Raw genomic sequence first — 25412 nt, forward strand, 5'->3', positions numbered from 1 at the left:
AAATTTAATCATGCAGATATTACATCATTTCACCTGCATGGGGAGTATAATTATAACTATGGAGAATTAGCCAATCCAGAAGAAGGTTTAATTAAAGAAAGACCGATAATTATTACCCAAGGATATTCCCGTGACCATCGCCCGGACTTAAAGCAATGTGTTTTAAGCTTAATCACAACAAGTGATGGAGACATACCTTTGTTAATGAGAGTCGGGGATGGAAATGAATCGGATAAAGCTGTGTTAGGTCACCTATTGAGTTCTTTTAAGAAGATTGACCAATCGCCCAACATTACGGTGGATATTTCAATGTTTTCAAGGGATTCATGTGCTGCTTAAAAAAGCTCATAAGAATCTCCCAAACAATTACGGTTTCCTGAAAAGATATTCAAGTGTTTAATTTTCCAGACTTTTTCCCTTGATTGGATATGTAGCTTCTTGTACTTCAAGTTGAAGTGCGGAGTCTAGGCTTTATCATCAGCGCTGTTTCTATAAGTGGGACCATTGGTGCCAGGTTTGCCGCGTGATTTTGTTCAGTCTCCGGTGGTTTTTCCTTCGGCAAAATGGATTGGTGCCAAGGAATGTTCGGTACCGGTGTTCGATAGTTTGGCACTTCTTAGAGGTTTTTTGCAGAAGACGCAAGAGTGTTTGTCTAGTCAACACGTTGCACAAATTGTTGCCACTTTGAGTGAGACTTGATCAGGAGAGCGATCGCTCTCCTGATTTTTCTAGGTATTTATCATGACACTCGGCGATTCGATACCTTAGCCGAGCCAATAGCCCAAATCATCCAACTCCAAATGACAATGACCCAGATACTCATCCAAGACATCCAAGGGTTTCAGGTTTTGGGTTGGACGCGATCGCCGGATTGACACGCGGCAACCCATCTTATATTATAAAGCAATCTTACCAGCACGCGATCGCGCTCATTATCCGCAGCTTCAATCAACGCCAATGCCTGATACTCAGAGAGATTACGCTGGGTAATATCTGACGACGGCATCGAAACCTGAATGTAGTAAGCTTTAGCTTACTTTAGCTTTAAGCCGGAAATTTATTTCCCGGCTATACTTCGGTTAGGGCGCACGTCTATGCGCCCCTACGGGATTGTGGTATTGTTATCCTCCTCAACGGGATGCGATCGCGCTGAAGCGCAACTACGAACGGTGATAGTGTTATCCTCCTCAACGGGATGCGATCGCGCTGAAGCGCAACTACAAACGGACAACGAGGCTACACCGGTTCCCAACACTCGCTCCGCAGTAGGCGAATTTGGGCTAATGCTAAGATAGTGGGGATAATCCGACCGTAATTTGTCGCGATCGCACGCCAGCCTAAGTCGGCAAAAAAATAGCCCCACAATACGGGTCCAACGAAGGCGAATAAGGTGCGAGTTGCCCCATAACGCGCTGCATTCGCTGCCATTCCCCGCTTCGCGGTTTGCAGCACCAGGTAATTCTGAAACTGAGTCGCCGCTGCTGCACCTCCCTGAACCGCTGCTTGTTTTGCCACTTGATAGCGGGCAAAATGGATGGCAAACTGACGCGCTACCTGTTTAAGAATAATCGGCTTGACAATGGAAGACACGGCTAACGCCGAACCCCCCTTAATCAACAAATCCATCGGATTGTGCTGGAGATGTGCAGGTAACGGTTGGGATTGATTCGACTGGGCTAATGAGCGCTGTACCCGCACAGTAATCGATTTTTGTTCCGCCTGGGGTAATTTTTTCCAGGCGCGACTCATCAGGTTAAGAAAGATTTCTGCTTCCAGATCCGTGGTTGATAGTTTTTTAGAATAAGGAATCTTCAGGTAACGGCAAACCTGAATCAACGCTTGTCGGTAAGTGAAATCATTCGTGCGCCCCTTAAGCACAGTCATCCCATCGGCGGCTAAAAAGCGAAACCGTTGCTCTAGAGTATCCAACCACACCTGCCGATCTTGACTTTGAACGTCGATGGGTTCAGGGGTTTGCAGATAGTCTAGGGGATTAAACTGACGACGGAACAAAATTTGTGTCAGTTGTTGTAATTCGTCTTCCGTTGCCAGTTCTAAGGCGCTTCTGAGTTCATCCAATGGTATTCCCTCCAACCCCTAAGCCACTACTGTTCTCTATTCTACCTGTATACTTAGCATCAACCGGACAGGAGAATCTGTAGTGTTTGATATTGCGATTATCGGTGCAGGTATGGCAGGACTAACCTGCGCTCAACAATTGTACCAAGCTGGGTATCGAGTCGTTGTCTTAGAAAAGTCTCGTGGCGTTGGTGGGCGAGTGGCGACTAGGCGGATTCAGGGAACCCCTGTGGATCATGGTGTGCCGTTTCTAGAGGCGAAGGGCAAGTTATCCCAGCAACTGATTGAGATATTGTGCGATCGCGGCATTCTTCACCGTTGGATGGATAATCAAGATCAGGCTGAATGTTCCTCTCCTCGATATATCGCTCCTACTGGCATGACAGCCATTGCCAAATATTTGGCTCAGGGATTGGATATCCGGTTCTCCTGTCGCGTCTGTGCGATCGCGCCTACCCCTGAACAAACGTGGCAGATTACCTATCATACACCTGAGCAGACTAACAACAACTTAACCGCTGCTGCTGTGGTTATGGCGATTCCCGCCCCCCAAGCCTTATCAGTGCTGGAACCCCTAGAAAAAGAGTTCTCCTCTAATTTATTAGAGAGTCTACGGGCAGTGGAATTTAACCCTTGTTTGAGTGTCATGGCAGGTTATTCGAGCTCCCAGCAACCGCCATTAACATCAGGCTCGATCAACTGTTCACCCGATGATACTTTAGCTTGGATTGGTGTAGATAGCAGCAAACGGTCTGATTCGACTTCATTAATATGTGTGTTTCATAGTACGGCTGAGTTTGCTCAACATTATCTAGAGGCTGCCGATTTACAGGAAGCGGCTCAACAGTTACTCACTCATGCGGCTCAAATCCTCGTTCCTTGGCTCAAGACTCCGGATTGGTTCCAAATCCATCGCTGGCGCTATGCCTTTCCCAGAACTCCCGCCGATAAAGATTGTCTGGTGACAACTACACCCTTACCCCTTGTGTGTTGTGGCGATTGGTGTGGGCATAATTTAATTGAAAGTGCGATCAAGTCTGGATTAGCCGCCGCCGTTAAGATAAATCAACAATTGCGGCAACTTTCCTTGCCCGATCAAGTCATAAGTGTTGTCGGGGTGGGTTTGATTACTATCCTTTCTTGCTGCACCCAGATATGACTAAACCTGCCCAGTTAGGGAAGGGCGGGTTTCAGAAAAAACATCATGAAATTTTCTCTCTGTGAAAATAAATTCATTGGGTATTTATACTCTGAATAAATTCTTCATAAAAGCTTTATATACAATTAGCGAAATTTATATTAAATTAAGTAAAAGAGAGAGCAAACTCAACTCAAGTACATTAAGCCTTCATCTATCCGATGAACTTTAAACGGCTCCAATGAATTGCTCTTTAAAATCAGGTGCGCTACAACTTCATACTCCTTTCGGGGTGGGAGCCGTTAATTCATAAACAGGGGTAATCTGCAAAACCGTTGAACACGGCTGATACACCTTGAGTATCACCACAAACGCAGGTAACTTTTAGAGGGAACTACCAATGACAACCAGTGCAACTGCCATCAAATTCATTCTTACACCCGTAGCACTTTCAGCAGCCGTATTTGCAACCTTGACTCTACCCCTAAATCTATTCGGTTCCAAACCCGTGACGGTTCAAGTTCAAGAAGAGCCGCTTTTTTTTGGCGAATTGAAAGACTTTGCACCTCTGTATCTAGGGGTGGCGGGCTTACTGAGCGCAGGTGTGGGACTCACAAGTGTAGCCATGATGGGGTGGCAACAGTCAAATCGGAAATCGGCTGTCGTTGAACAAAAACTTGCCCAATTAACCCAGACGTTAGACGAAAAGCAAAAACTGCTCGATAACATCAGAAGCTCACAATCTCAGTTAGATGCTTCTGGGCTACAAAACTGGTTGGATAAACAGGCGACAGAATTAACCAGTACCACAGTAAATCAAGACACTCAGACGCCTGCACCCGCAAACGCGATGGAGCAAGACACTTCAGAGATAGAAGAAGTATCGTTGCAAACTGCATTAGAGCAACAAGTATCGTCTCCAGCGAATTCAGCACCAGTAGATGTGATTGAGGCGCAGCCGCAGATGGAACCGCAGGTTATTAGTGAGCAACCGATTACCTCGGCTCAAGTGAACTCGATGCAAGCACTCGCAGCATCTTTAGCATCAGCTCAAGCTGTCTTCGGTAATCCGCCAGCCCAAGAGACACAACCGTCATCGTCAACAACCTCAGAAGTTGAGAGAATAGACCATCAACTCGAACAAATGATGGCACAGATTATCTCCATGCGACAGGCGCTACAGTCAAATCAGTATACTGTTCAAAATACGGTTGAGGAAGATAGCGAACGGCATCATGGTTTAAAGTTAGTCAGTTAGGAAAAAAGGGTTAGGACGCATCGTATGGTAGAGACGTTGCATGCAACGTCTCTACCACTCAACCCCTCTTCGTGGTGCTATAGAAGTCGCTGTTTGGCAAATGCTAACGCCGAGCCACGAGTCGAAACTTTGCCTTCAATCCTAGCAATTTGAATCTCTGTGAGTAACTCGCCAATTTGAGGACTCGGTGGTAACTTTAACTGTTGCATCAAATCATGACCCTTGACTAAGGGAGTCGGATGAGCTACTTGATCCTCTGGGTTTAAATAACGATTCATTAAGGGAGTGATTTGCTCAACCGATACCCCTTCGGCAACCGCTAAAACGGCTAAAGCGGGGAAAACTGACCCGACAGCTTGAAAGAAAAAATACTGCTCTCTTAAGCTCATGGGTGAGGTGACATGAGATAAAAGTTGGGGTAAGTATTGAATCATAATCAACACTGCCCGAATTTCGGCGCGGCTGTATTTTAACTGTAAAAGTTGGGCTTCTGCTGGTTGAACCTCAGAGGGTAATAAGTTCGCCAATTTTGCTAAACTCAACCACGATAAGGATTTGCCACTGACTGGAGTTTTCAGTTGGCTGGCTAATGTCTGCCAGGTTTGAGCCAGTAGAATCGCGGCGTTATCCGTTGCCGCGATTTGGGTGAAGTTATCAGCCTTCGTATCCGGAAACCAATGGTAAAGTAATTGATCCTGCCAAGCAGCGGTAAGCCAAGGTGTTCCTTGCGGCGATTGTAGTAGGTAGTTTAATTCAACTTGTACTCGTTCGGCTGCCATGTTTGCCAGTAAGGGAGCCAATTGGCGAATTGTGGATTGAGTCGTGGGTTCTATCGTAAAACCCAGTTGAGCGGCTTGGCGATAAGCCCGCAGTAATCGTAAGGGATCATCCTGGAGGTTAGTGGAAGATACCATGCGGATAATTCCAGCACGACAATCGGCTACACCCTGCAACGGATCAATAATTTGCTGGGTCTGGGGATTGTACGCGATCGCATTAATGGTAAAATCACGTCGATACAGGTCAGTCTCTAGGCTTTCCCCTTCCTGTTGAGCAATATCAACAGTGGCGGTATCAAAAACAACTCTGGCAATCTGTCGCGCTTCATCCAGCACCACAAACCCAGCTTGGTAATGACTTGCCAGCTTGCGGGCGGCTTTCACCGCGTCATGGGGAACCACAAAGTCCAAATCCAAATAGTCAGCCTGTCGTCCCAGCAAGGCATCTCGTACCGCCCCACCGACTAAGCAGGCTTGAGGCGGTAGCCACTCTAGACTGAAGGGAAACCTTTGAGGAGACAGAACAGATAAGTCAGAATTCATCGTGATTAACGAATACTGGGGGACAAAGGACGAATGACATCGGACAAATCAAAAAATCCATCTAAATAGTGGTCAATCTAGGGCTTGTCTAAGTTAGGCTAACAAAAAGGACTTGGAGTTTAGGCAATGTGTATTTGCGTTAACTGCCACTATGTAGACCGATGCACCACCTATAATGCGGTGGAAACCCAGCATCAGCAACCCCATCTGACGGAAACGCCAGATTTTGAGCCGATTGAACCAACCATCAATGTCAACATCCGTCCTCAAGCGGATTTTGTCGAGATGGAATGGGATGTCGTGGGATGTAACAGCTTTAAGGAAGAAATGGGCAAATGGGCAAAACTGCGTCCAGGTGAGTTGGTGCCAACTTAAGCAGTTGTATCCGCAAAGTAGTCCCAGATGCTTTTGGCAACGGGATAGAAGGTGTAGTAGTTCACCCAGTTAAGATTACTCTTACAAACTAATTTCCGTGTTTTTCCGTGAAATTAGGAACTATCAAAACAACTTCTTTTGAGTAGGGTGCGTTACGCTTTGCTAACGCACCTGCCAAGGCTACACCTCACACCTACACCACACCCGTCTCAACCGATAACTGTAGGGCGTAAGTTCTGTTCTGGTTGACACAATTTGCCGAAATACGTGAAAATGTGATCGGTGATAAATTTTTGTAAAGGGTTTACTGGATGTCTTTTGAGCTGTTATCACTGGAGACAATCCAGGAACTGGCACATCAGTACGGCTATTGGGTTATTTTCTCTGGGATTGCTTTGGAAAATACTGGAGTTCCCCTCCCTGGCGAAACCATTACCCTAGTGGGTGGTTTCTTAGCCGGAAGTGGTGAACTCAATTATTGGTTTGTGCTGGCAAGTGCCATTACTGGAGCTGTCCTGGGTGATAATTGTGGATATTGGATTGGCAAAGTAGGCGGTTGGTCATTCTTATTGCGATTAGGACAGTTCTTTCGCATTCCAGAACCCCAACTTGTAGAAGTCAAACGGCAGTTTAGTGAAAATGCCGCTAGAGCGGTGTTTTTTGGGCGATTTGTGGCACTCCTACGCATCTTTGCTGGACCGATGGCAGGAATTGCAGAAATGCCCTACTCTCAATTTTTCTTGTGTAACCTAGCGGGGGCTGCTGTGTGGGCATCCGTTATGGTCAGTTTATCCTTCTTTGTGGGACGGATTATTCCCCTAGAAACCTTAGTCTCTTGGATGGCGAAATTTGGCATCGTGGCACTACTGTTGGTGATTGCTTGGATAGGCGTTTCAATGTGGTTGGAGTCCCGTAAAATTAAAGATGTATCAATTAGCGATCAACCATCAGAGTAACGATTACCGTTAAGCTGCCAACTCTCTGCTTATTGATGTGATTAGAAAAAATTATTAATCAGTCTAATACTTGAGTTTGGCGCTTAAGCGGGTTTACTTATCCTTAAGATTTCATTAATTAAAAATTCTCCTCTTCAGCCACTCAATTCCCCTAGATTCAAAATATTCAGCAATTTTACTGAAGCCATTTGCGACAAATGGCTGATGAAATATAGCCCTAGGGATGAATAACAATTAAAGACAAGACCGTATAACAAAATAAGGGAAACGCCTGTGAATATTAATCTAAGTGGAAAAGATCTCAGTGGTAAGGATCTAACGGGTGCTAACCTGCGGGGTGCTATCCTCGAAAGGACTGACCTGAATGGCGCTGATTTAAGTGAAGCAGACTTACGGGGCGCTAATCTCAATGGTGCTGACCTCAGCTTAGCCAACCTCAGCTACACGAAATTGACCCGTGCCCAACTCAGGGGTGCTGAATTGCTAGCGGCTGATTTAATCGGTGCTGATCTCAGGGGTGCAGATTTGAGAAATGCAGACCTTAAGGGTGCCGATTTAACGGATGCTGATTTAAGAGGTACTGATTTGAGGGGGGTCAAATTGAGCCGAGTTAACCTCAGAGGTGCTGATTTGAGGGGGGCAAAGTTGAGTAAGGTCTATTTAATGGACGCTAATGTAAGAGGGATAAAGCTGGTAAGCTAACGGCTCTTTGAACAAAGATTTTAGATTTTAGTAAATTCAAAATGCTAAAATCTAAAATTTGACATTATTAAAGTTGATGGAAGATGGGACATACCAATGGTTGTACCAAAAGTGGTTTGGCATGTCCACACAGTAGTTTCAACGCTGAACTTCAATGGGTTCTTGTTATTCCAGATTACGGCAAGTGATAAAATATACGGATTAAGAACGGCGAACTCACCAGTATCGCAATCTCTAAAACAGCGATTGTCCACCAGCGGATTTCTTGATAACTCATTCGCATTTTCTCAATTCAATTTACCCAATGCCCCTCAGGGAAATAGTCTTAACCTAATCAGAGTTTGTTGAGAAAGACTATCAATTTATTTGGGTATGTTCCTTTTTACAGAGGCTACGACTGGTTTCAGTAGCCTGTGTGTGAAGAGTGCGTGAGAAATCCGTAAAGATACAGTGAAAAGGAGTTTGGGGAAGCTGGGGGAGCAGAGGGAGCAGAGGGAGCAGAGGGAGCAGAGGGAGCTGGGGGAGCAGAGGGAGCTGGGGGAGCAATGTAGAGACGCGCCATGGCGCGTCTGGAAGATAGGGAAGCCAATTGCTTGTACAGTGATCAATAGCCTCTGTGATTTGAAGATTCTCATGAAACGTTGGATTGTCAGTTTATGCGGTATCGTGCTAGTGCTGGTATGCTCTGGATTGTGGATAACGCCATCAGTGATGGCACAAGCCCAAATCCCTGATTTAACCCAGGCTCAGATTGAGCGGCTCAACGAATTGCGGCAAAAAGCGTTTACGGCGACACAACTGGGTGAATTTACCACGGCTGAAGCGTATTGGACACAACTGATTGAGCTGTTACCCAATAATCCCGTAGGCTGGAGTAATCGGGGAAATGCCAGAGTCAGTCAGAATAAATTAGACGAAGCGATCGCAGATTTTAATCAATCGATTCAGTTAGCGCCCGACGCCCCTGATCCGTATTTGAACCGGGGGACAGCTTATGAAGGAAAGGGAGAATGGGATCATGCGATCGCAGATTATCGACAGGTATTGCAGATTAACCCCGATGACGCGATGGCGTACAACAACCTAGGAAACGCTAAGGCGGGAAAGGGAGAATGGGATCATGCGATCGCGAATTACCAGAAAGCCGTCGATTTATCCCCAGATTTTGCCTTTGCCCGGGCAAACCACGCCCTCGCCCTCTATCAAATTGGCGAGAAAAAAGAAGCAATCCTGGAACTCCGCAAACTAATCCGCAAATATCCCCAATTTCCCGATGTTCGAGCTGCACTTACCGCCGCCTTATGGGTGAATGGGAATCAAGGAGAAGCCGAGAGTAACTGGGTTGCTGCTATTGGGTTAGATCAGCGCTATAAAGACATCGATTGGGTGGAAAATATCCGCCGTTGGCCCCCCGCGATGGTGATGGCGTTGGATAAATTTTTACGATTGGAATACTAAAATTTCACCAACCGCCTTGGGTTTTAACCCAAGGCTAAAAGCTCAAGTTGTCTTTAGACAACTGGATAATATTTTTCTTATAATACCCATAATATATTGGCGTAGCACAGCTAAAATTGTGGGATATATTTTACGATTGAATCGGGCGCACGCCATGCGCCCCTACAGTTTGTTCTATTCAGCTAAATCCTACGATTGAATTCGTAGCCTTAACACCACGGTGCTATTAACGGATTGAGAAGGACGCCACTTGAGCAAATGTCGCTTAATTAAGTCAATCACGTTTACCATTTTCAATGTTGAAGCCTCTTCCTCTAACATAATCCGCCCGACGCGCCCTTTACTTAGCGTAAACTCGAAGACAATTTCACCACTTAAATTAGCGGGTAAATTTATTTGTTGCAAATATTGGGTCAATGAAAGGGTTTCATTTTGCTCCAATCCCGTGACGCTTACTACTTCTAACTGGGTATTATTGGCGGCTGGAGACGAGGGCTTTTGACGTAGCCTCAAATACATAGCACCAACTTTGGCTGCTTCACTGGAAAGAGAGAGACTTTCATCGGATATACCTGGCGCACTGGCTAAATAGGCTTGTCGTTTTGATTGAAGTGACATTGAACGAGGTGCTGCTGCACCGAAAACGCCTTGATAACTAACATCTTCTGCCATTTCCACGGGAACATTCATGGAAACCGATTGGCTTCCGGGTTCTACGCGCACATCATCACTAACGGCAACAAATGCGGTATATTGACACAATAACTGATAGGTTAATGCCGTATCGGTTACCGCCTCAACTCCAGATTTAGTTTCATAAGTAACCATTTGATTCATCAAGTCTTTAATCCGCGCCCGTCCCCACAATTGAGCAATGGCTGGATTTCCAGTTTCGCTAAAATTGAGCGTGAACGTTTTTTCATAGCGTTCACCTTTGGCGGTAGTACCATTAATCTGTAAATCGCCCGCCATGCGATCGCGCTTTCGTCCAAATAGCACTAAGGGCTGTTGGGCAAATAAATCGGGGGCGATTGCGGGATAAATCTCTGGGGTTTCTCCGGTTCCGTTCCAGTTGAGTTCAATGGTGGTTAACACGGGATTATTAATTGAGCGGAAAAACTTTTCCACCACTTTTTCTGTCGGTTCATCGTGACGAATAATCCGGCAAATTCCGCGTCCAATTTCAGCAATACGATTCAGTAAAAAGCGGTTTACGGAACTTCCCGCCCCGAAACTATATAACCGATTTCCCGGTTTAAGTTCCTGCTGAACTTCGGCTAAAATGCGATTCTCATTACCAATATATCCATCACTAAGCAAAACCACACTCCGCAACCGCCCCTCTGGTGCAGGAACATTAATCGCCGCCCGAATTCCACTGAGCATTTCAGTTGCGCCACTGGCGTGTAATTGATTGATATAATTGATGGCTAACTCCCGATTTTCCGGTGTATTAGCCAGAGGGGTTTGGGAGAGATGGCGAACTTTATTAGAAAAGTCAAGAATCGTGAATGTATCGTCAGGATTTAACCCATTAATAAAGCGCCGCATCAGTGCTTGACATTTGTGCAAGGGTGCGCCTTGTTGGGAACCAGAGGTGTCCATGAGAAACACCACATCCTTGGGGACAATTTCATCAGGGCGATAGTCTAAAGCGGGGATAAAATAAAGGGCAAAATGTCCACCCCGTTGATCAGATTGGGTTAAAATCGTGGTTTGGGTATTGTCTCCCGCAACTTGATATCTCAGGATTAAGTCTTTATTCGGAATCGTATCGTCACCACCCAGTTGCACCCGCACCAGTTCCCCCTCGGTTTCTATCTGCAACTGATGAGAAGGGGAATGGACATTGTGAATCGGGACACCTGCATTAATTTCCACGGTAACGCCGATATCGTGTGCCGATCGCGTTCCTTCTGGTACGATGGGGGGTGTAATTCGGGAAGCATCGGGGACTTCATCGGTATCGCCACTTTCATCAATAGTTGTACCGGGGATATATCGAGGTCCCACCACCATGGGAAAGACGAATTCATAGTCCCCTTGTTCAAAGTTCAAGCTATCGGTGTAGCGAATCGTGACATCAATTTCTTCACCCGGTTTGATATTGGCGAGGGATTGGGTAAAGATATTAGCACGTTCTTGTTCGAGTAATCCCGCCGTGCGCCCTTCTTGTTTGGCTTGTTCGTAGATTTGCTGGGCTTCTTCGCGTTTTTTAATGGTTCCTTTAATTATGCGATCGCCGATTTTAATTTCCATGTCATCCACGGCGGCTTCATCGGGTAAGGGGAAGACATAGATAGCTTCTAACGGTTGGGTGAAGGGGTTCTCAAATCGCTGCGTTACCTCGACTCGTGACAAGTTCCCAGCAATTTTCGCCTCAACGTCGGTATGCTTGAGGGGAAAAACCAGAGAGTTTCCGTCTGGAGATTGACAATATAAGCCGTTATATTTCGGCGTGGGAGATTGAACGGGTGTCATGGGCTATCTGTCCTTTTTTATTGGAGTTTTTTGATTGAAAAAAATGTAGTTAAACTTAGCTGGGTTGTAATAGGGTTATGGTAACCTGATTTTCAATGAACGGCATATTAGAGAGAATGGCACTGGCGCGTCTGTGTGTAGGGGCGCACGGTGTGCGCCCATTCTAACAGTAAAATCTGTTCCACAATTTTAGCTGTGTCAGTCCAGTAGGGTGAGTAAGGGCACGGCACTGCCGTGTCCCTACAGGTGGGGTTGTAAGCTGTCATGCATTTAAATTGGATATTGGTAGCGAGCAAGATGCTCAATGCAGCGAGCAAGATGCTCAATGCAGCGAGCAAGATGCAAAGCCTGCGGCATGGCTTCGCTTAACGCACTACGGCAAGGATTGCGCCATTATTGATATTAAGGTTTAAATGCCGAACAGCTTATGTTGGGTAACGCTTACGCTCTACCTAACCGACTTGAACTAACAACTAACCGATTGAAATATTTGTTCAGCGGTTAACTGTAAGTTAGCAAAAGTAACTGAATAAATACAGTCATTTCCTCGAAATTGACTCACTTGGTATTCTCCATCTACTAAAACATAAATAGAAACCGTTGGTTCTTTCGGATTGCCAATAAATTTACGACCGCCCAGAGCCAAATAATCTACGATCCAGTATTCAGGAATTCCTATTCCTTCGTACTCCCCATATTTTTTGTAGTAATCATCCCGCCAATTACTGCTAACTACTTCAATCACCAAAGGAATCGAATCTCCCAGAATCAAAGTAGACTCTTTTTTTCACAACGGTTCGTTTCTCAAATTCAAACGGTTGATCAACAAGATATCTGGCGAATAAGCCGATTCACTGGAAGCTGATTTAACCAGCGCCGTTTTGGGAATAGAATAGGGAAGCTGGAGACGGACATATTCTAACGTCAGCTTTTCGGCTAAAAATCCCACAATATCTTCATGTTCGCCTGTGGGCTGTGGCATTTCAACAATTGTTCCATCATGCAGTTCATAGCGTTTATTGTCTGGCTTCCACTGGATGAATTCAGCGAAATTTATTGTTTTTGGTAAGGATTGAACCATAATTTATTGAACCCGTATAAAAAGCGAAGACAAACCAGATGCGTTACCGAAGCCCCCTTTCCCGCTGAAAGAATACCCGTTTTTTGAAACAATCTAGCAAATAAGCCGGAGCCAGCATCATTAATGATAAGATAAAACTTTGTCGCAGGATAGTCCTTGCCCAACCTACAGAAACTCATTGAATTGGCAACATGGGGGAATTCAACCGTGAATGTCCTCCTTGTGTCAGCAGGCTTTCTCCGAAGGTAGGGGGATGTAAGGATATCCCTAAGTCAAGCTAACCCATTCTCGGTTTCATCGTTTACATGAATATTCTTAGTAACCTGCTTTCTAAACCCGCACAACCGTCTCGTCCGAAAAAACAACGTCGGGGCATAGAAATTAAATCCGAGTCTGAACTTACTATTATGCGGCAGGCATCTAAAATAGTCGCTACCGTTCTCAAAGAAATTTCCGAACAGGTTAAACCGGGGATGACAACAGCGGATTTGGATGCTCATGCCGAAAAGCGCATCCGCGAAATGGGAGCAACGCCGAGTTTTAAAGGATACCACGGTTTCCCCGCTTCAATCTGTTCCTGTCTCAACAACGAAGTGGTACATGGAATTCCCAGTCGCAAAAAGGTGATTCGGGCGGGGGATTTGCTGAAAGTTGACACCGGGGCTTACTATGAAGGCTTCCATGGCGACTCCTGTATTACCATTGCCGTGGGTAATGTTAAACCCAACGCCGCCAAGTTAATGGAAGTCGCAGAAGCTGCACTGTATAAAGGAATCGAACAGGTGAAAGCGGGGAACACCCTGCTTGACATTGCGGGCGCGATCGAAGATCATGTGAACGCCAATAGTTTTTTTGTGGTGGAAGATTTCACCGGTCATGGCGTGGGACGCAACCTGCACGAAGAACCCTCTGTATTTCACTTCCGCACTCGGCAAATGCCCAATGTTAAGTTACGGGAAGGGATGACTCTGGCAATTGAACCGATTATTAATGCAGGTTCCAAGTTTACCCGTATCTTATCGGATCGTTGGACTGCCGTAACCGTCGATAATGCTCTATCCGCTCAGTTTGAGCATACCGTATTGGTGACAGCTAATGGATACGAAATTTTAACTGACCGCAGCAAAGTGTGAATCAGTCGAGTTAAGATAGATCAACTCAAAACTTAGCCAGGGCGGGTTTAGTCACATCTGGGTTAATCAGAAACGATAGTAGTAAAACCCGCCCCTACACAAATCGGTTCGGGCGGGTTTAGTCACATATGGGTTAATCAGAAATGATTAGTAGTAAAACCCGCCCCTACACAAATCGGTTCGGGCGGGTTTAGTCACATCTGAGTTAATCAGAAATGATAGTAGTAAAACCCGCCCCTACACAAATCGGTTCGGGCGGGTTTAGTCACATCTGAGTTAATCAGAAATGATAGTAGTAAAACCCGCCCCTACACAAGCACCAGGTTCCCTGAACCTAGCGTTGGGTCAAAACTCATCGACATCCTAGAGGTATAAAATGTCGGAAATTGTATCTATCCACTCATTCCGTGGTGGTACGGGCAAATCAAATGCTACAGCGAATCTAGCCGCGACTGTCGCTAAAGCTGGATATCGAGTCGGTATTGTTGATACGGATATCCAGTCTCCTGGTATTCACGTTCTTTTCGGCTTCGATGAGAACAAAATGAAAAACGCCCTAAATGATTATTTATGGGGGCGTTGTCAAATTCAAGATGCGGCGTATGATGTCAGTTCTATCCTGGGAGAAAACCGCAAAATCAATAGCAAAATCTATCTAATTCCTTCCAGTATTCGCATGGGAGAGATTACCCGGATTTTGCGAGAAGGGTACGATGTGAATATGCTGATTGATGGGTTTGAGGATTTAATTCAAGCCTTAAAGCTAGACTATCTCTTCATTGATACTCACCCTGGTCTGAATGAAGAAACGCTACTGTCTATCACCATCTCTGACGTATTGCTAATTATTCTCCGTCCAGACCGCCAGGACTTTCAAGGAACGGCTGTCACCGTTGATGTGGCGCGTAAGTTGCAAGTGCCTAAGCTACTGCTGATGGTAAATAAAGCCCATGAAGCCCTTGACTTTAAGGCATTAGAGCAAGATATAGCACAAACCTATCAGGCAACAGTTGCAGGGATTTTACCCTTATCCGAAGAGATGATTCAACTCGCTAGCGGTGATGTCTTTTGCGTCCGCTTTCCCAGCCATCCTTTAAGTCTAGAAATTAAAAAAGTGGCACAGCAAATTATGACGTAATTAAAACTCAGTTTGTAGTTGCGCTTTAGCGCTAAAAATCTTATCACTGACTACAAACTTTCAAGTTAGTGCCATTTCCATTAAATAAGTGCCATTCAGATTATCTCAGGTGGGAGTCTACGGAGTGCGATGTTATTTTTTCCAAAAATCAGTTGTTGTTGTACTCGGCTATCTAAAATGAACAATGAACTGAATCGCCCCTATAATATCAGAAAAAGACATGGATATGAGAATTACTCACCTCAGAGTTGATAACTTTAAATCACTGGTTGACTTTAATTTACCCTTAGCCAAATTCAACTGTTTAGTTGGACTTAATGGCTCAGGGAAATCAACAGTATTACAATTTTTTGATTTTTTATCTCAACAGGTTAAAGGGGATCTAGATGATTGGTTAAAAAAACGGAAGTGGGAAGCCTCTGATATTAATTCAAAGTTAACTCGAAAAAAAAATATTAATTTTGAAGCTTGTCTTCTCCATAATAAAAATTTTGAGGTTAAATGGTCTGCCAGCTTTAACCGGACAACATTGCGTTGTACCGCTGAACGTCTTTCAGCATTTCTATATGAAATTGGAGCAGCTAAACGAGACGATATTAAACAAACAATGACTAAAATTTATCCAACAATCAAAAAAATTGATGTAGAAAAACTGCGTTTTGGCTGGAAAAGACTTCTAGTTGAAGAGGAATTTAAAAAGACTCTATTAAAGACAGAAGCACGCCATGTAGCTGATGGCTTTTTGCGGATGCTGGCGATTTTGGCGCAACTGTCTAAAGGGCAAAGTTGTTTATTGCTTGATGAAATAGAAAATGGTATTAATCCGGAACTCATTGAGTTTCTCGTTGATAGCTTAGTTCAATCTCTTCCACAAGTGCTAGTCACAACTCATAGTCCAATGATTTTGAATTATCTTGAAGATGATATTGCCATTGCAGGTGTAATTTACCTATACAAAACGCCAAATGGCTCGACACAATCTGTGCGACTCTTTGATATTCCTTCTATGCGAGAGAAATTAACGGTTATGGGACCAGGGGAAGTTTATGAGGATACCTTATTAACTAAACTTGACCAAGAAATTAATAGCCTACAACAAACAAATTAGTCACAGGTACGTTGGCTGTGTTTTTACTACTAAGTGGAGAAGGATCATCGGATATAGGCGATCAGAATGAAATTGGTCCCATGACTAAATTTATTGATCATTGGGTTCTTCGACGTAGCGATTACTCATTAGCTGATTTGATTACGGGACTGGTATTCTTGTCTTTTTATAGCATAACGGATACTATTACTCATATATTTTCCCTAAAAACCCACACTGATAATGCAAAACCCCATAAAAGCATGGCGCTAATAAAAATAATAATTTTTATGTTTTTTTCACGGTTTTTTGAAAATCTAAATGCAACTAGATATGAGGGGATAATGCCAGTCGGCCAAAGAAAACCCATGCCGGCTGCAACCGCTAAGGCAGCGCCGTTATAATTAACCATTTCCAAAAACGCATCATACCCAAATACCAAGCTTATAGATATTTGAAACCAGTAGTAAGCTATTGTTCCCATGGAGAAAACATTTATAACAAGAAATAAAATTGTCAAAGCAATAGAGTTTTGAATGTCATGAATCCAAGTCCTCCGATCCAAAACAGGAAAAAGCGGTAAGAAGCAAAGGAGAAAAATGACAAAATAAATACCGAAAAAAGACATAGGCATTTTTACTATTCAGTTATATAGCTATAGCAGTAGACACATCGATTAGGACTTTCCGAACTGTTGTAGAGACGTTCCGGCGGAACGTCTCTACCATAAGATGCGTCCTAACCGCTATGGTGATTGCTATAATTCTAATCTGTTTCTGTTCTCAGGAAAAAAGCTCAATTTGTGACATATCTACCGTAGGGTGGGTATTGCCCACCAGCCTTAAGTCAGTACCATTCACCTCAAGATTATTGACTTATTTGAGTAAAGGGCGACCCGATCCAATTGAGTGGATACAGTTGTTACTTGGTGCAGGCGGGTCGCCCCTACAGGAGGTCTAAAGGTGACATATTCTTAATTTATTCTATTGTTTGCGTGTCTTTAAAATGGATAATAAAACAGCTATCGTAACTAGAGTTCATGTAACAAATCATTGACCCAAAGGGTATCTGCTTCTGACAATGAGGGTATCAGTTCTCGACTATAATCAATGGTGTAATCATAACCTGCTCGGTCGTCAACCTGATGCAGCAATGCTTGTAAATCCACTACAGGTTCTCTATCGCCTGCACGCAGGGGTATCGGAAACGCCGGAATTGGCTGCGGTAAATTAAAAGCATATAAATCTGCTTGAGGACGACGTTCTTGACGACTAATTAGAATTCGATAATCTGACTGAATTGTATTATTTAATAGTGGCATCGGTTGCCATTGCCGCATTAAGTCAATTTCAATTAAATGGGTCAAACTACCAAAAATTTTCTGCCGTTTCTTAAGGTAGGTTTCTCGTCCTTCTCCAGTACGCTTGTTGACGGGAGAGAGAATTTCAATCGCGACTCGGTACTTAGGACGAACTTGGGGAACTAGAACATCAGAAATTGCTACAATCAAGCGATTGTGAACTTCCACCCAAAAGTCAGGATGTTCTAAATAAGGATTCATGCCAGGAAATGGAGAAGCCATATTAATTCGTCATTTGTACAAGAAGGCGGGTTTTGAATAAATGTTATCATCAAGAATGAACAGAAAAGCCCTAAACCTGCCCCTACAGATACGCTACTCGGTTAGGGCGGGTTTATTCACATCTTTTGTCAGGTAAGAAACGATAGTAGTGAAACCCGCCCCTACAGACGAATAATGGCACGTCTGGAACATTAAATGCCTAAACGTTGATAAATCTCGTCGAGATGGCGAAAATGATGTTGGGGATTAAAACAGTCCTCAATTTCATCCGGTGTTAGCTGACTCTGAACCCGAGCATCTTGGGCGATGAGTTCCCGGAAATTTCCCCCCGGTTGATTCCATGCCTGATGAGCGCAAGATTGAACAATACTGTAGGCGTCTTCTCGACTGGTTCCCTTTTCTACGAGAGTTAACATGACTCGTTGACTAAAGATTACGCCGCCATACCGATTCAGATTCCGCTTCATGTTTTCCGGGTACACCAATAGGTGTTTGACTAAATGAGTCATTTCATGAATCATAAAGTGGGTCAAAATGCAAGTGTCTGGCAGGATAATCCGTTCCACAGAGGAGTGAGAAATATCTCGTTCGTGCCATAGGGCGATATTCTCCAAGGCGGCGATCGCATGACCCCGGAGAATCCGCGCCATCCCGCTTAGGCGTTCAGACCGAATCGGGTTACGCTTATGGGGCATGGCAGACGATCCTTTTTGTCCTTTGGCAAAGAATTCTTCAACTTCTAAGACATCAGTGCGTTGTAAGTTGCGAATTTCTACTGCAAAGCGTTCCAGAGAAGCCCCTAATAGCGCCAACTGCTGGACAAATTCACCATGCCGATCGCGCGAAATGACTTGAGTGGATGCCATATCTGGATCAAGTCCCAGCTTCTGAGTTGCGATCGCTTCCACACGGGGGTCAGTATTGGCGTAGGTTCCCACTGCACCGGAAATCTTACCCACGGCAATATGGTGGCGCAAATTCACCAGGCGATCGCGGTGTCGCAGAATTTCCGCTAACCAGCCAGCTAGCTTGAAGCCAAAGGTAATCGGTTCCGCATGAATTCCGTGCGATCGCCCAATCATAACCGTGTAGCGATGTTGTTGCGCCTGATAGCGAATCGCTTGAATCAGTTGCTCCAAGCATTCCACAATTAGATTCAGACTAGCAACCAATTGTAATGCCAACGCCGTATCTAAAACATCAGAACTGGTTAATCCCAAGTGAATGTAACGCCCCGTATCCCCTACATACTCATTCACATTCGTCAGGAAGGCAATCATATCATGACGGACTTGGGCCTCAATTTCCAAGATGCGATCGACATCAAAATTTGCCTTCGCTTTAATTTCCGCAACCGCATCCGCCGGAATTTCACCCAATTCCGCTTTTGCCTCACAAACCGCAATTTCCACCTGTAGCCAGGTTTTGAACTTATAGGTATCCGTCCAGAGTTCGCCCATTTCAGGCAAGGTATAGCGCTCGATCAATGCCTGTATTGCCCAATACAACCGTCATATTGTACAACTGTGCCTTGGTTTATTCCATTTTTTTTGCTGTTGGATTGTAAAAGCTTGGTAATGGGGTGATATAAGTCAGCCTTTGTGGACAGGTATCGTTAGGACTTGCAGGATAAACTAGCAAAAGTACCTATTGCAATATTTCCATGTTTGATCTCACTTCCCTACTTGAATTCTCCCGCGTCCATTGTGTGGCGATTTGTGGGGGTTTAGTTCCCCTGAACTTACTGCTGACGCTACAGACGATGATTTTGACGGGACTCCAGCGCCCTCAACGTCAGGTGCGGTTAGCGACTGTACTTGCTTATATTCCGGCTGGGGTGATGGTTCTCCATGTTTGGACATGGTTGATGATTGGGGTGGTGATGGCACCCACGTTTATCTTATTAGGGTTAGCTTGTATCTGTGTGGGGATTAATGTCTGGGCAAGTATTTCCCCGCAAACGATGGTGGGTGTACTGCGAGGGGGGTGGTTCTGGGTGATGAGACATATCCACCATTCTGGTAAGCGTCGTGATTCTGTGGTTGTTTCTTAAGTTCAAAGGACAAGATCCCCGATTTCCCTGAGAAGTCGGGGATTTTGCTGGTGCTAATCGCGCCATTTGCCCAACCCCTCGGTAATTATCTGTGTCAATTACTGAGGAAGGCGGGGCTTGATTTGACATTGAATTCTCTGTAACGCTTGATTTGCCGAGTTTTGAGCTGTTGTCAGGATAGGGGAGCTTTATGAAATTTTAATAAACTTTGTTGCGTCTTCATACAATCTTTACAGAAATACTACCTTTGAGCGTTACATCTTTACCAAAACTTTATAAATGTAAAGCTTAATTAGATTAATATCTATCTAAAGGGATAGCATTTACATCAATTTCACAAAAAATTGGAGAAAATTAATAAAACGATGAAGTCAACTTATAAGTTATCGATGGTGGCTGCAGTAGGAGCAATAGCCGCTACTACATTAAGTGTTAATCCCGCCAGTGCTTTTTCAATTACAACGGGCGGTCAAGCTAAAGGTAGTCCTGCTGGAATTGAAGGACTAACCACTACTGTATCGAATGCTGTTGTCATCGATTTTAATGATGCAAATGGGTCGCCCTATTCAACCGTTAATACTGTGAGTCAGCAAGGTGCTACTTACTCTCCCGGAAATTCCCTAGTCATTAATAATGGTGGAGTTCTTGCACCAACGACAGGTGCTGCTCCCTATTCAGGTCCACCAAGCGGTAGTACTGACAACACTTCAGCCTATCTTTCACTACCGACAAATTCCAATACAGGTTTGGGTTCTAACCAAGTCACCATTACCTTACCTAAACTGTCAAACTACTGGGGTTTACACTGGGGTTCAATGGACGATGCAAGTGCCAATAGCCCAGCTAACCAAATTGAATTTTTGCGAGATGGTACAGTCTTAGCGACCTTTACCCCAGATGATTTAACCGCTTTAGGTTTAGATGTAGAAGCCGGAGGCGGTCCTGAGAACCAAGGACTTGCAAGAGCGAATCCCTACGTTAATTTCTTTTCTGATAACTCAGGAGAATGGTTTAACGGTGTACGACTGACTCAACTGGGTAACAATAATAACATTGCCTTTGAAAGCGACAACCACGCTTATCGTCCAGTTCCCGAACCTCTCACCATTCTAGGTTCCGGCTTGGCTTTAGGATTTGGTGCTATTTTCAAGAAACAACAGTCACGGCGGCGTTAGTAACTTAACTTTTTTCTCATAACCTCTTCTGTGTAGAGACGTTGCATGCAACGTCTCTACAATGTTGTGTGGATGACTGAAACGGATTGATAACCATTAGATTTTTCCTCGGATTCCTGACTTCGCTAAACCAATAGTAATTTTCCTTTTACCAAATCTTTATATAAACACTGCTACTAATTCTGCTATCTTCACGGAAGCTTCACCTAAAAGCCAGCTTTATTAAATTAACATCTACCTAGAGGAACAAATAAAGTTCTCTTTATAAAGACTAGATGAGCTTGATAAACCTATGACAATCAATAAGGATGCATCAATCATCACTACCGTGGCAGCCACAGCAACGGCTATGATAGGGGTTATTTCCCTCAGTGGTTTTACGATTACCACGGGCGGTGAACTTAAAGGTAGCCCAGCCGGAAGTGAAGGACTAACGACCAGTAGACCTGGTGCTGTGGTGATTGATTTCAATGATGCGCCTGACCTTGACTTTACAGAGGTTGGTGCGGTTAATCAAAAAGGAGCAACGTACTCTCCAGACGACGCATTAGTGATTAACAACGGTGGCGCACTCGTACCCACAAAAGGAGCAGTTCCCTTTTCCAGTCCAACCCAAAATAACACATCAGCTTACCTATCACTACCGACCAATTCTCAGGATGATGAAGACATTGAGCAAGTCTCGATTCAGTTACCTAAACCCTCCAGCTATTGGGGGATGCATTGGGGGTCTATGGATTCGAGTAATCAAATTGAATTTTTCCGAGGTGATACCCGTTTAGCCCGGTTTACGCCTGATGATTTTGTCGGTTTGGGAGTGGAACCTGGCGTTGGGGGAGATAATCAAACAGAGGAATCTAACAATCCTTATATCAATTTCTCGGCTGAGGGATCACAGCAATGGTTTGATAGAGTAGTGCTGACTCAACAGGGTGAGGATGACACTATCGCCTTTGAAAGCGACAACCACGCTTATGATTCTGTACCGGAACCCCTGACGATTCTGGGTTCAGGGTTGGCGTTGGGATTTGGCGCGTTGTTCAAGAAACAACAGTCACGGCGGCGTTAGTTAATTCATAACCTTTGCTTTTGTGTAGAGACGTTGCATGCAACGTCTCTACAATGTTGTTGGGATGACTTCACAGCCAGAGGTTTACCTAGGATGAACCATCAACGATAAGCTTAGGAGAGTATTCCACACCACTAAGAACTGCTTTAGAGTATCACTTAGAAGCAGTGCCATAGTCTCACAATAGGCGATGACCACATTACTAACGCTTTTTAGCAAACAACGGCAGGAACTGCAAGGCGCGATCGAGAAAACCACAAATCCAGAACAGGTGGTGATGCTGGTGCAAAACCAACTCAATACTCTGGAAAGCAGTTACATTGGGGGACTGAGTGTCTCTCAAGTGCGTCTGGCGGCTTTTTTCCTGGATGCACTGCGCCAGTCTGTGGCGACGCTAGCGGCGGCGAATCCCACTAACCCGATGCGGGTTACCACCCCTGAACCGGAGTCAGAGGACCAAACAGGGCGACGATTGTCTCCCAAACGCCTCATTCTCAAAGTTCTTCAGGGACTTCTCTGTATCGGTATCTTGGATTCGCTGTTCAACTTGAGTTCCGATGCGCCCGGAGCGTGGTTAGATATTTTGCTGATGGCGTTGTTGGTTGGGCTAGAGGTTGTCTCTCAACTCGATAAAGGTTCTCCAGAAAACCCTACAGACGCACTTGAATCAACCGCCTCTCAGCTTACCCTACGAATCGATAGTCAAGTCTTGTTAGATAATATAGCCGATGCTCTCAACACCATTGATTTAGCCGTTGCTCAAGCCCAAGATGGGAAGAAAACCGTCGATGCGAATGCAATTGAGGAACAACCTGAATTATTAAATCTGCTACAACGGTTGATAGGCGCATCTTTTCTAGAAAAGCCTCAGATGGCGCTAGAACTGACTAAACTGATACCCCAAATTTTGGTTGAGCAGGGGATTGAAGCCAAACTCTATCAACCGGAGGATGTCAAGAGTCATCGGGAGTATTTTGACTTCGAGCCAAGTATCAACCCCAATGCTAAAGAGTATATTACAATTGCGCCCGCTTTAGTGAAAGGCGATCGCCTATTGCGGCGGGGACGGGTAATTGAACCGAGAACTTAATAAATAATTAATTATGACTGATGTAGTTTCCTTAACCAACTCTGAACACAACGAAAGTATTTCAACCCTAAACACGTCCCCATTATCTCCTATTCTTCCAGATAATATGCACGTTTTAGAAACCATTGGATTTGATTTAGGACACGGTGAAACAGCCGTGGCGAAAGCGCTAGTAGAGAGCATTGACCCCCCAGAAATGCTGGAGGTGAATAATAAAAAAGTGCAAATCACCGCCTTAGGCTGGCATCCGGATTTGGGTTATTTGGTGGGGGAACAGGCTTTAATTCAAGTGGGTGTAACTCAACTGGATATTGCCTTTAAACAAAAACCAAATACTGATCTAGATTACCGCAAAACCATCCGCCATTTTCTAGAAACCTACTACAGACTTTTGCAAAAAAGCAAACAACTGGAAGGGGAAGAAAAGAGCCATTTTTTCGTCGGTTGTCCCTCTGGCTGGTCAAAGCGCGATCGCCAAGATTACCAAACCATCTGTAAAGCCGCCGGAATTCCCCGCCTCAGCGTGGTTCCCGAATCACGGGCGGCGTTTATGCAGGCAAAGGAAGCGGGAAAGTTGGACTATGATAAGCTCAAATCGGCGGTACTGATTATTGATATTGGCTCGTCCACAACCGATTTTACGTTAGTCAAGAGTTTACATGAAATTCCCCTGGATTTTGGCAGTAATACCCTAGGTGCATTCCTGATTGACCGAGCAATTTTTGAGCGCACTGTGGCGAACTATGAAGATACCGCCTTATTAAAATGGGTGTTTGAGGAATATCCCCATCATAAATCCCGTTGTCTCTTGGCTAGCCGGAAAGCCAAGGAAGATTATTTTTCTAACGAACAAGTCTACAGCCATCCCCAATCCTTTGCTCGTGGCTTTGAATCGATTAACGAACAGATTTATTTTATCCCCCAAGTCAATAAAACCGTTATGACGGAGATATTGAATCAACCATTAACAGAATTGGATGGGAAAAGTTGGATTGAATCGTTTCGAGAGTCAGTTATTGAAGCAAAAGAAACCTTAGGTAAACAAGGAATAACTCCAAAAGTTATATTAATGACAGGGGGTGCATCGCGGATGCAATTTACCCGTCAGATTTGTGAAGACATTTTCCCCGAACCCGCCACCCAGGTGCGTCCTGATCCTGAACCGGAACGGTGTATCGCTCTAGGATTAGCACGAGTTGGACGCTGGGATTTACGGGCGGAAGCTTTTAAAAAAGAAGTAGATCAACGGTTTGATTCTGAGAAACTAAAATCGATTATTGAAAGACATATTCCTGAGTTAATTGAACTGCTGATTAAACCGCTATCCCAGGGGTTAATTGAAAATGCAGTTAAACCCAGTTTACAAGACTGGCGCATGAATAAAATTCGGACATTAGGTGACTTAGAAACTCGGATGAAGCAGAAGGCGGAGGCGTGGATTAAGAATGATTCTCTGGGAAAGAAGGGAACTGAATCTGCCCGACAGATTGTCAAAAATCAATCGATTACCTGGTTTAACAGCAAAATTCAGCCCGAATTATCGGTGGAAACTGACCCAATTTGTCAAAGATATCAGATACCCCGAAGTAGTTTACGATTTGAGGAAGGGATTGATCCGGATGTCGTGAACCCCGAAATCTCCGTGGGCGATGCTATCTTGGCGGATACGGTTTTATTAATTGTTAATCTCGTGATTGGTGGGGGAACGGTTGGCGGGATTATTGCCTTGATTTTAACCGGGCATTTGGCTTGGCCCCTATTAGTCATTTATGGGATTTCGGTACTAGCGGCTGGCGTGGAAATCACACGCAGCAAAACCCAGGAAGCGATTAAGACAAAGTTAGATATTCCCAGTTGGAGTCGTCAGTTTCTGTTGAATGACAATAAGATTAACTCGACGTGCGAGCAAATGAGGCCCGAGTTAGAGAAGGTGTTTCGAGAACAACTGATTGAGAATCAGGAGGCGTTTGATGAATTAATTAATAAGGTGGGGCGGGAATTGAAGAAAGCGCTTAATGCGAAAGCGCAAGAGGCGGTAATTTTGATTCAGTAGAGAACGCTAGGAAATAATAACCCCGCATTCGTTGGAGTTTAAAGAAAATTTGTAGGGGCGGGTTTAGGGACAATTTGTAGGGGCGGGTTTAGGGACAATTTGTAGGGGCGGGTTTAGGGACAATTTGTAGGGGCGGGTTTAGGGACAATTTGTAGGGGCGGGTTTAGGGACAATTTGTAGGG

At 44.6% G+C, this 25412-nt stretch carries 22 protein-coding genes and 2 pseudogenes; 15 read left to right on the top strand and 9 right to left on the bottom strand.

Annotation, left to right across the window (positions count from 1 at the left end; genetic code table 11):
- Positions 1–327: pseudogene (locus RIB93_RS18995) on the top strand (IS1634 family transposase); the annotation flags it as partial.
- Positions 328–841: 514 nt separating this feature from the next.
- Here the strand turns inward: RIB93_RS18995 and RIB93_RS19000 are convergent.
- The 3 genes from RIB93_RS19000 to RIB93_RS19010 all read right to left on the bottom strand — a co-directional run bounded on the left by RIB93_RS19000 (position 842) and on the right by RIB93_RS19010 (position 2079).
- Positions 842–1006: a hypothetical protein gene (locus tag RIB93_RS19000; RefSeq protein ID WP_446374529.1), complete on the bottom strand. Its 165-nt coding sequence runs from the start codon at positions 1004–1006 to the stop codon at positions 842–844.
- Between the two features lie 96 nt (positions 1007–1102).
- On the bottom strand, positions 1103–1231 hold the full coding sequence (locus RIB93_RS19005) for a hypothetical protein (RefSeq protein WP_446374531.1): 129 nt from the start codon (positions 1229–1231) through the stop codon (positions 1103–1105).
- 5 nt (positions 1232–1236) lie between these two features.
- Positions 1237–2079 (bottom strand): YaaW family protein, encoded by an 843-nt coding sequence (locus tag RIB93_RS19010; RefSeq protein ID WP_446374533.1) that lies wholly within the window; start codon positions 2077–2079, stop codon positions 1237–1239.
- Between the two features lie 82 nt (positions 2080–2161).
- On the opposite strand from RIB93_RS19010, the gene RIB93_RS19015 reads away from it, so the two are divergent.
- Together RIB93_RS19015 and RIB93_RS19020 are read left to right on the top strand one after the other, a co-directional pair.
- Positions 2162–3238, top strand: a complete 1077-nt coding sequence (locus tag RIB93_RS19015) for an NAD(P)/FAD-dependent oxidoreductase (RefSeq protein WP_446374535.1) — start codon at positions 2162–2164, stop codon at positions 3236–3238.
- Positions 3239–3617: 379 nt separating this feature from the next.
- On the top strand, positions 3618–4475 hold the full coding sequence (locus tag RIB93_RS19020) for a hypothetical protein (RefSeq protein WP_446374537.1): 858 nt from the start codon (positions 3618–3620) through the stop codon (positions 4473–4475).
- A 77-nt stretch (positions 4476–4552) separates the two neighbouring features.
- Here the strand turns inward: RIB93_RS19020 and RIB93_RS19025 are convergent, their stop codons facing one another.
- The gene (locus RIB93_RS19025; protein ID WP_446374539.1) at positions 4553–5797 is read right to left on the bottom strand and encodes a CCA tRNA nucleotidyltransferase; all 1245 of its coding nucleotides are present in this window, start codon (positions 5795–5797) and stop codon (positions 4553–4555) included.
- 126 nt (positions 5798–5923) lie between these two features.
- On the opposite strand from RIB93_RS19025, the gene RIB93_RS19030 reads away from it, so the two are divergent.
- The 4 genes from RIB93_RS19030 (at position 5924) to RIB93_RS19045 (ending at position 9288) form a co-directional block, all read left to right on the top strand.
- Complete coding sequence (locus RIB93_RS19030) at positions 5924–6172, top strand: Ycf34 family protein (RefSeq protein ID WP_006098751.1); 249 nt, start codon at positions 5924–5926, stop codon at positions 6170–6172.
- Between the two features lie 311 nt (positions 6173–6483).
- Positions 6484–7128 (top strand): DedA family protein, encoded by a 645-nt coding sequence (locus tag RIB93_RS19035; protein WP_446374541.1) that lies wholly within the window; start codon positions 6484–6486, stop codon positions 7126–7128.
- Positions 7129–7401: 273 nt separating this feature from the next.
- On the top strand, positions 7402–7830 hold the full coding sequence (locus RIB93_RS19040) for a pentapeptide repeat-containing protein (protein WP_446374543.1): 429 nt from the start codon (positions 7402–7404) through the stop codon (positions 7828–7830).
- A 633-nt stretch (positions 7831–8463) separates the two neighbouring features.
- Complete coding sequence (locus RIB93_RS19045; RefSeq protein ID WP_446374545.1) at positions 8464–9288, top strand: tetratricopeptide repeat protein; 825 nt, start codon at positions 8464–8466, stop codon at positions 9286–9288.
- Between the two features lie 189 nt (positions 9289–9477).
- Here the strand turns inward: RIB93_RS19045 and RIB93_RS19050 are convergent, their stop codons facing one another.
- Together RIB93_RS19050 and RIB93_RS19055 are read right to left on the bottom strand one after the other, a co-directional pair.
- Positions 9478–11769: a VIT domain-containing protein gene (locus RIB93_RS19050; RefSeq protein ID WP_446374547.1), complete on the bottom strand. Its 2292-nt coding sequence runs from the start codon at positions 11767–11769 to the stop codon at positions 9478–9480.
- A 466-nt stretch (positions 11770–12235) separates the two neighbouring features.
- A pseudogene (locus RIB93_RS19055) lies at positions 12236–12850 on the bottom strand (Uma2 family endonuclease).
- Positions 12851–13155: 305 nt separating this feature from the next.
- Here RIB93_RS19055 and map point away from each other — a divergent pair.
- From map to RIB93_RS19070, 3 genes are all read left to right on the top strand, one after another.
- Positions 13156–13983 carry a type I methionyl aminopeptidase gene (gene map, locus RIB93_RS19060; protein ID WP_446374549.1) on the top strand — a complete coding sequence of 276 codons (828 nt, stop codon included), beginning with the start codon at positions 13156–13158 and terminating at the stop codon, positions 13981–13983.
- A gap of 376 nt (positions 13984–14359) precedes the next feature.
- Complete coding sequence (locus RIB93_RS19065; protein ID WP_006098416.1) at positions 14360–15121, top strand: MinD/ParA family ATP-binding protein; 762 nt, start codon at positions 14360–14362, stop codon at positions 15119–15121.
- A gap of 220 nt (positions 15122–15341) precedes the next feature.
- Complete coding sequence (locus tag RIB93_RS19070; protein ID WP_446374551.1) at positions 15342–16229, top strand: AAA family ATPase; 888 nt, start codon at positions 15342–15344, stop codon at positions 16227–16229.
- Positions 16230–16419: 190 nt separating this feature from the next.
- Here the strand turns inward: RIB93_RS19070 and RIB93_RS19075 are convergent, their stop codons facing one another.
- From RIB93_RS19075 to purB, 3 genes are all read right to left on the bottom strand, one after another.
- Positions 16420–16842, bottom strand: coding sequence for a hypothetical protein (locus tag RIB93_RS19075; protein ID WP_446374553.1), 423 nt, complete (start codon positions 16840–16842; stop codon positions 16420–16422).
- Positions 16843–17238: 396 nt separating this feature from the next.
- Positions 17239–17790: a DUF4058 family protein gene (locus RIB93_RS19080; RefSeq protein WP_446374555.1), complete on the bottom strand. Its 552-nt coding sequence runs from the start codon at positions 17788–17790 to the stop codon at positions 17239–17241.
- Positions 17791–17981: 191 nt separating this feature from the next.
- Entirely contained in the window at positions 17982–19277 is a 1296-nt protein-coding gene (gene purB, locus RIB93_RS19085; RefSeq protein ID WP_446374557.1) for an adenylosuccinate lyase, read from the bottom strand.
- Positions 19278–19453: 176 nt separating this feature from the next.
- Between purB and RIB93_RS19090 the strand changes: the two genes are divergently transcribed.
- From RIB93_RS19090 to RIB93_RS19110, 5 genes are all read left to right on the top strand, one after another.
- Positions 19454–19843, top strand: coding sequence for a hypothetical protein (locus RIB93_RS19090; RefSeq protein WP_446374559.1), 390 nt, complete (start codon positions 19454–19456; stop codon positions 19841–19843).
- A gap of 365 nt (positions 19844–20208) precedes the next feature.
- Complete coding sequence (locus RIB93_RS19095) at positions 20209–21018, top strand: PEP-CTERM sorting domain-containing protein (protein ID WP_446374561.1); 810 nt, start codon at positions 20209–20211, stop codon at positions 21016–21018.
- A 292-nt stretch (positions 21019–21310) separates the two neighbouring features.
- Positions 21311–22087, top strand: coding sequence for a PEP-CTERM sorting domain-containing protein (locus tag RIB93_RS19100; RefSeq protein WP_446374563.1), 777 nt, complete (start codon positions 21311–21313; stop codon positions 22085–22087).
- A gap of 190 nt (positions 22088–22277) precedes the next feature.
- Positions 22278–23177 carry a hypothetical protein gene (locus RIB93_RS19105; protein WP_446374565.1) on the top strand — a complete coding sequence of 300 codons (900 nt, stop codon included), beginning with the start codon at positions 22278–22280 and terminating at the stop codon, positions 23175–23177.
- A 106-nt stretch (positions 23178–23283) separates the two neighbouring features.
- A complete protein-coding gene (locus RIB93_RS19110) occupies positions 23284–25230 on the top strand; it encodes an Hsp70 family protein (RefSeq protein ID WP_446374567.1) in 1947 nt (648 codons plus the stop codon).
- Positions 25231–25412 lie beyond the last annotated feature (182 nt).

This window comes from Coleofasciculus sp. D1-CHI-01 (genome assembly GCF_040218875.1).
In the GTDB taxonomy this organism is placed as follows: Bacteria; Cyanobacteriota; Cyanobacteriia; order Cyanobacteriales; family Coleofasciculaceae; genus Coleofasciculus.

Excerpts from the sequence above, each read along its gene's own strand:
- RIB93_RS19000 (WP_446374529.1), bottom strand. The coding sequence starts at position 1,006 with ATGCCGTCGTCAGATATTACCCAGCGTAATCTCTCTGAGTATCAGGCA.
- RIB93_RS19020 (WP_446374537.1), top strand. The coding sequence starts at position 3,618 with ATGACAACCAGTGCAACTGCCATCAAATTCATTCTTACACCCGTAGCA.
- RIB93_RS19025 (WP_446374539.1), bottom strand. The coding sequence starts at position 5,797 with ATGAATTCTGACTTATCTGTTCTGTCTCCTCAAAGGTTTCCCTTCAGT.
- RIB93_RS19030 (WP_006098751.1), top strand. The coding sequence starts at position 5,924 with ATGTGTATTTGCGTTAACTGCCACTATGTAGACCGATGCACCACCTAT.
- RIB93_RS19035 (WP_446374541.1), top strand. The coding sequence starts at position 6,484 with ATGTCTTTTGAGCTGTTATCACTGGAGACAATCCAGGAACTGGCACAT.
- RIB93_RS19045 (WP_446374545.1), top strand. The coding sequence starts at position 8,464 with ATGAAACGTTGGATTGTCAGTTTATGCGGTATCGTGCTAGTGCTGGTA.
- RIB93_RS19050 (WP_446374547.1), bottom strand. The coding sequence starts at position 11,769 with ATGACACCCGTTCAATCTCCCACGCCGAAATATAACGGCTTATATTGT.
- map (WP_446374549.1), top strand. The coding sequence starts at position 13,156 with ATGAATATTCTTAGTAACCTGCTTTCTAAACCCGCACAACCGTCTCGT.
- RIB93_RS19065 (WP_006098416.1), top strand. The coding sequence starts at position 14,360 with ATGTCGGAAATTGTATCTATCCACTCATTCCGTGGTGGTACGGGCAAA.
- RIB93_RS19070 (WP_446374551.1), top strand. The coding sequence starts at position 15,342 with ATGGATATGAGAATTACTCACCTCAGAGTTGATAACTTTAAATCACTG.
- RIB93_RS19075 (WP_446374553.1), bottom strand. The coding sequence starts at position 16,842 with ATGCCTATGTCTTTTTTCGGTATTTATTTTGTCATTTTTCTCCTTTGC.
- RIB93_RS19080 (WP_446374555.1), bottom strand. The coding sequence starts at position 17,790 with ATGGCTTCTCCATTTCCTGGCATGAATCCTTATTTAGAACATCCTGAC.
- RIB93_RS19090 (WP_446374559.1), top strand. The coding sequence starts at position 19,454 with ATGTTTGATCTCACTTCCCTACTTGAATTCTCCCGCGTCCATTGTGTG.
- RIB93_RS19095 (WP_446374561.1), top strand. The coding sequence starts at position 20,209 with ATGAAGTCAACTTATAAGTTATCGATGGTGGCTGCAGTAGGAGCAATA.
- RIB93_RS19100 (WP_446374563.1), top strand. The coding sequence starts at position 21,311 with ATGACAATCAATAAGGATGCATCAATCATCACTACCGTGGCAGCCACA.
- RIB93_RS19105 (WP_446374565.1), top strand. The coding sequence starts at position 22,278 with ATGACCACATTACTAACGCTTTTTAGCAAACAACGGCAGGAACTGCAA.
- RIB93_RS19110 (WP_446374567.1), top strand. The coding sequence starts at position 23,284 with ATGCACGTTTTAGAAACCATTGGATTTGATTTAGGACACGGTGAAACA.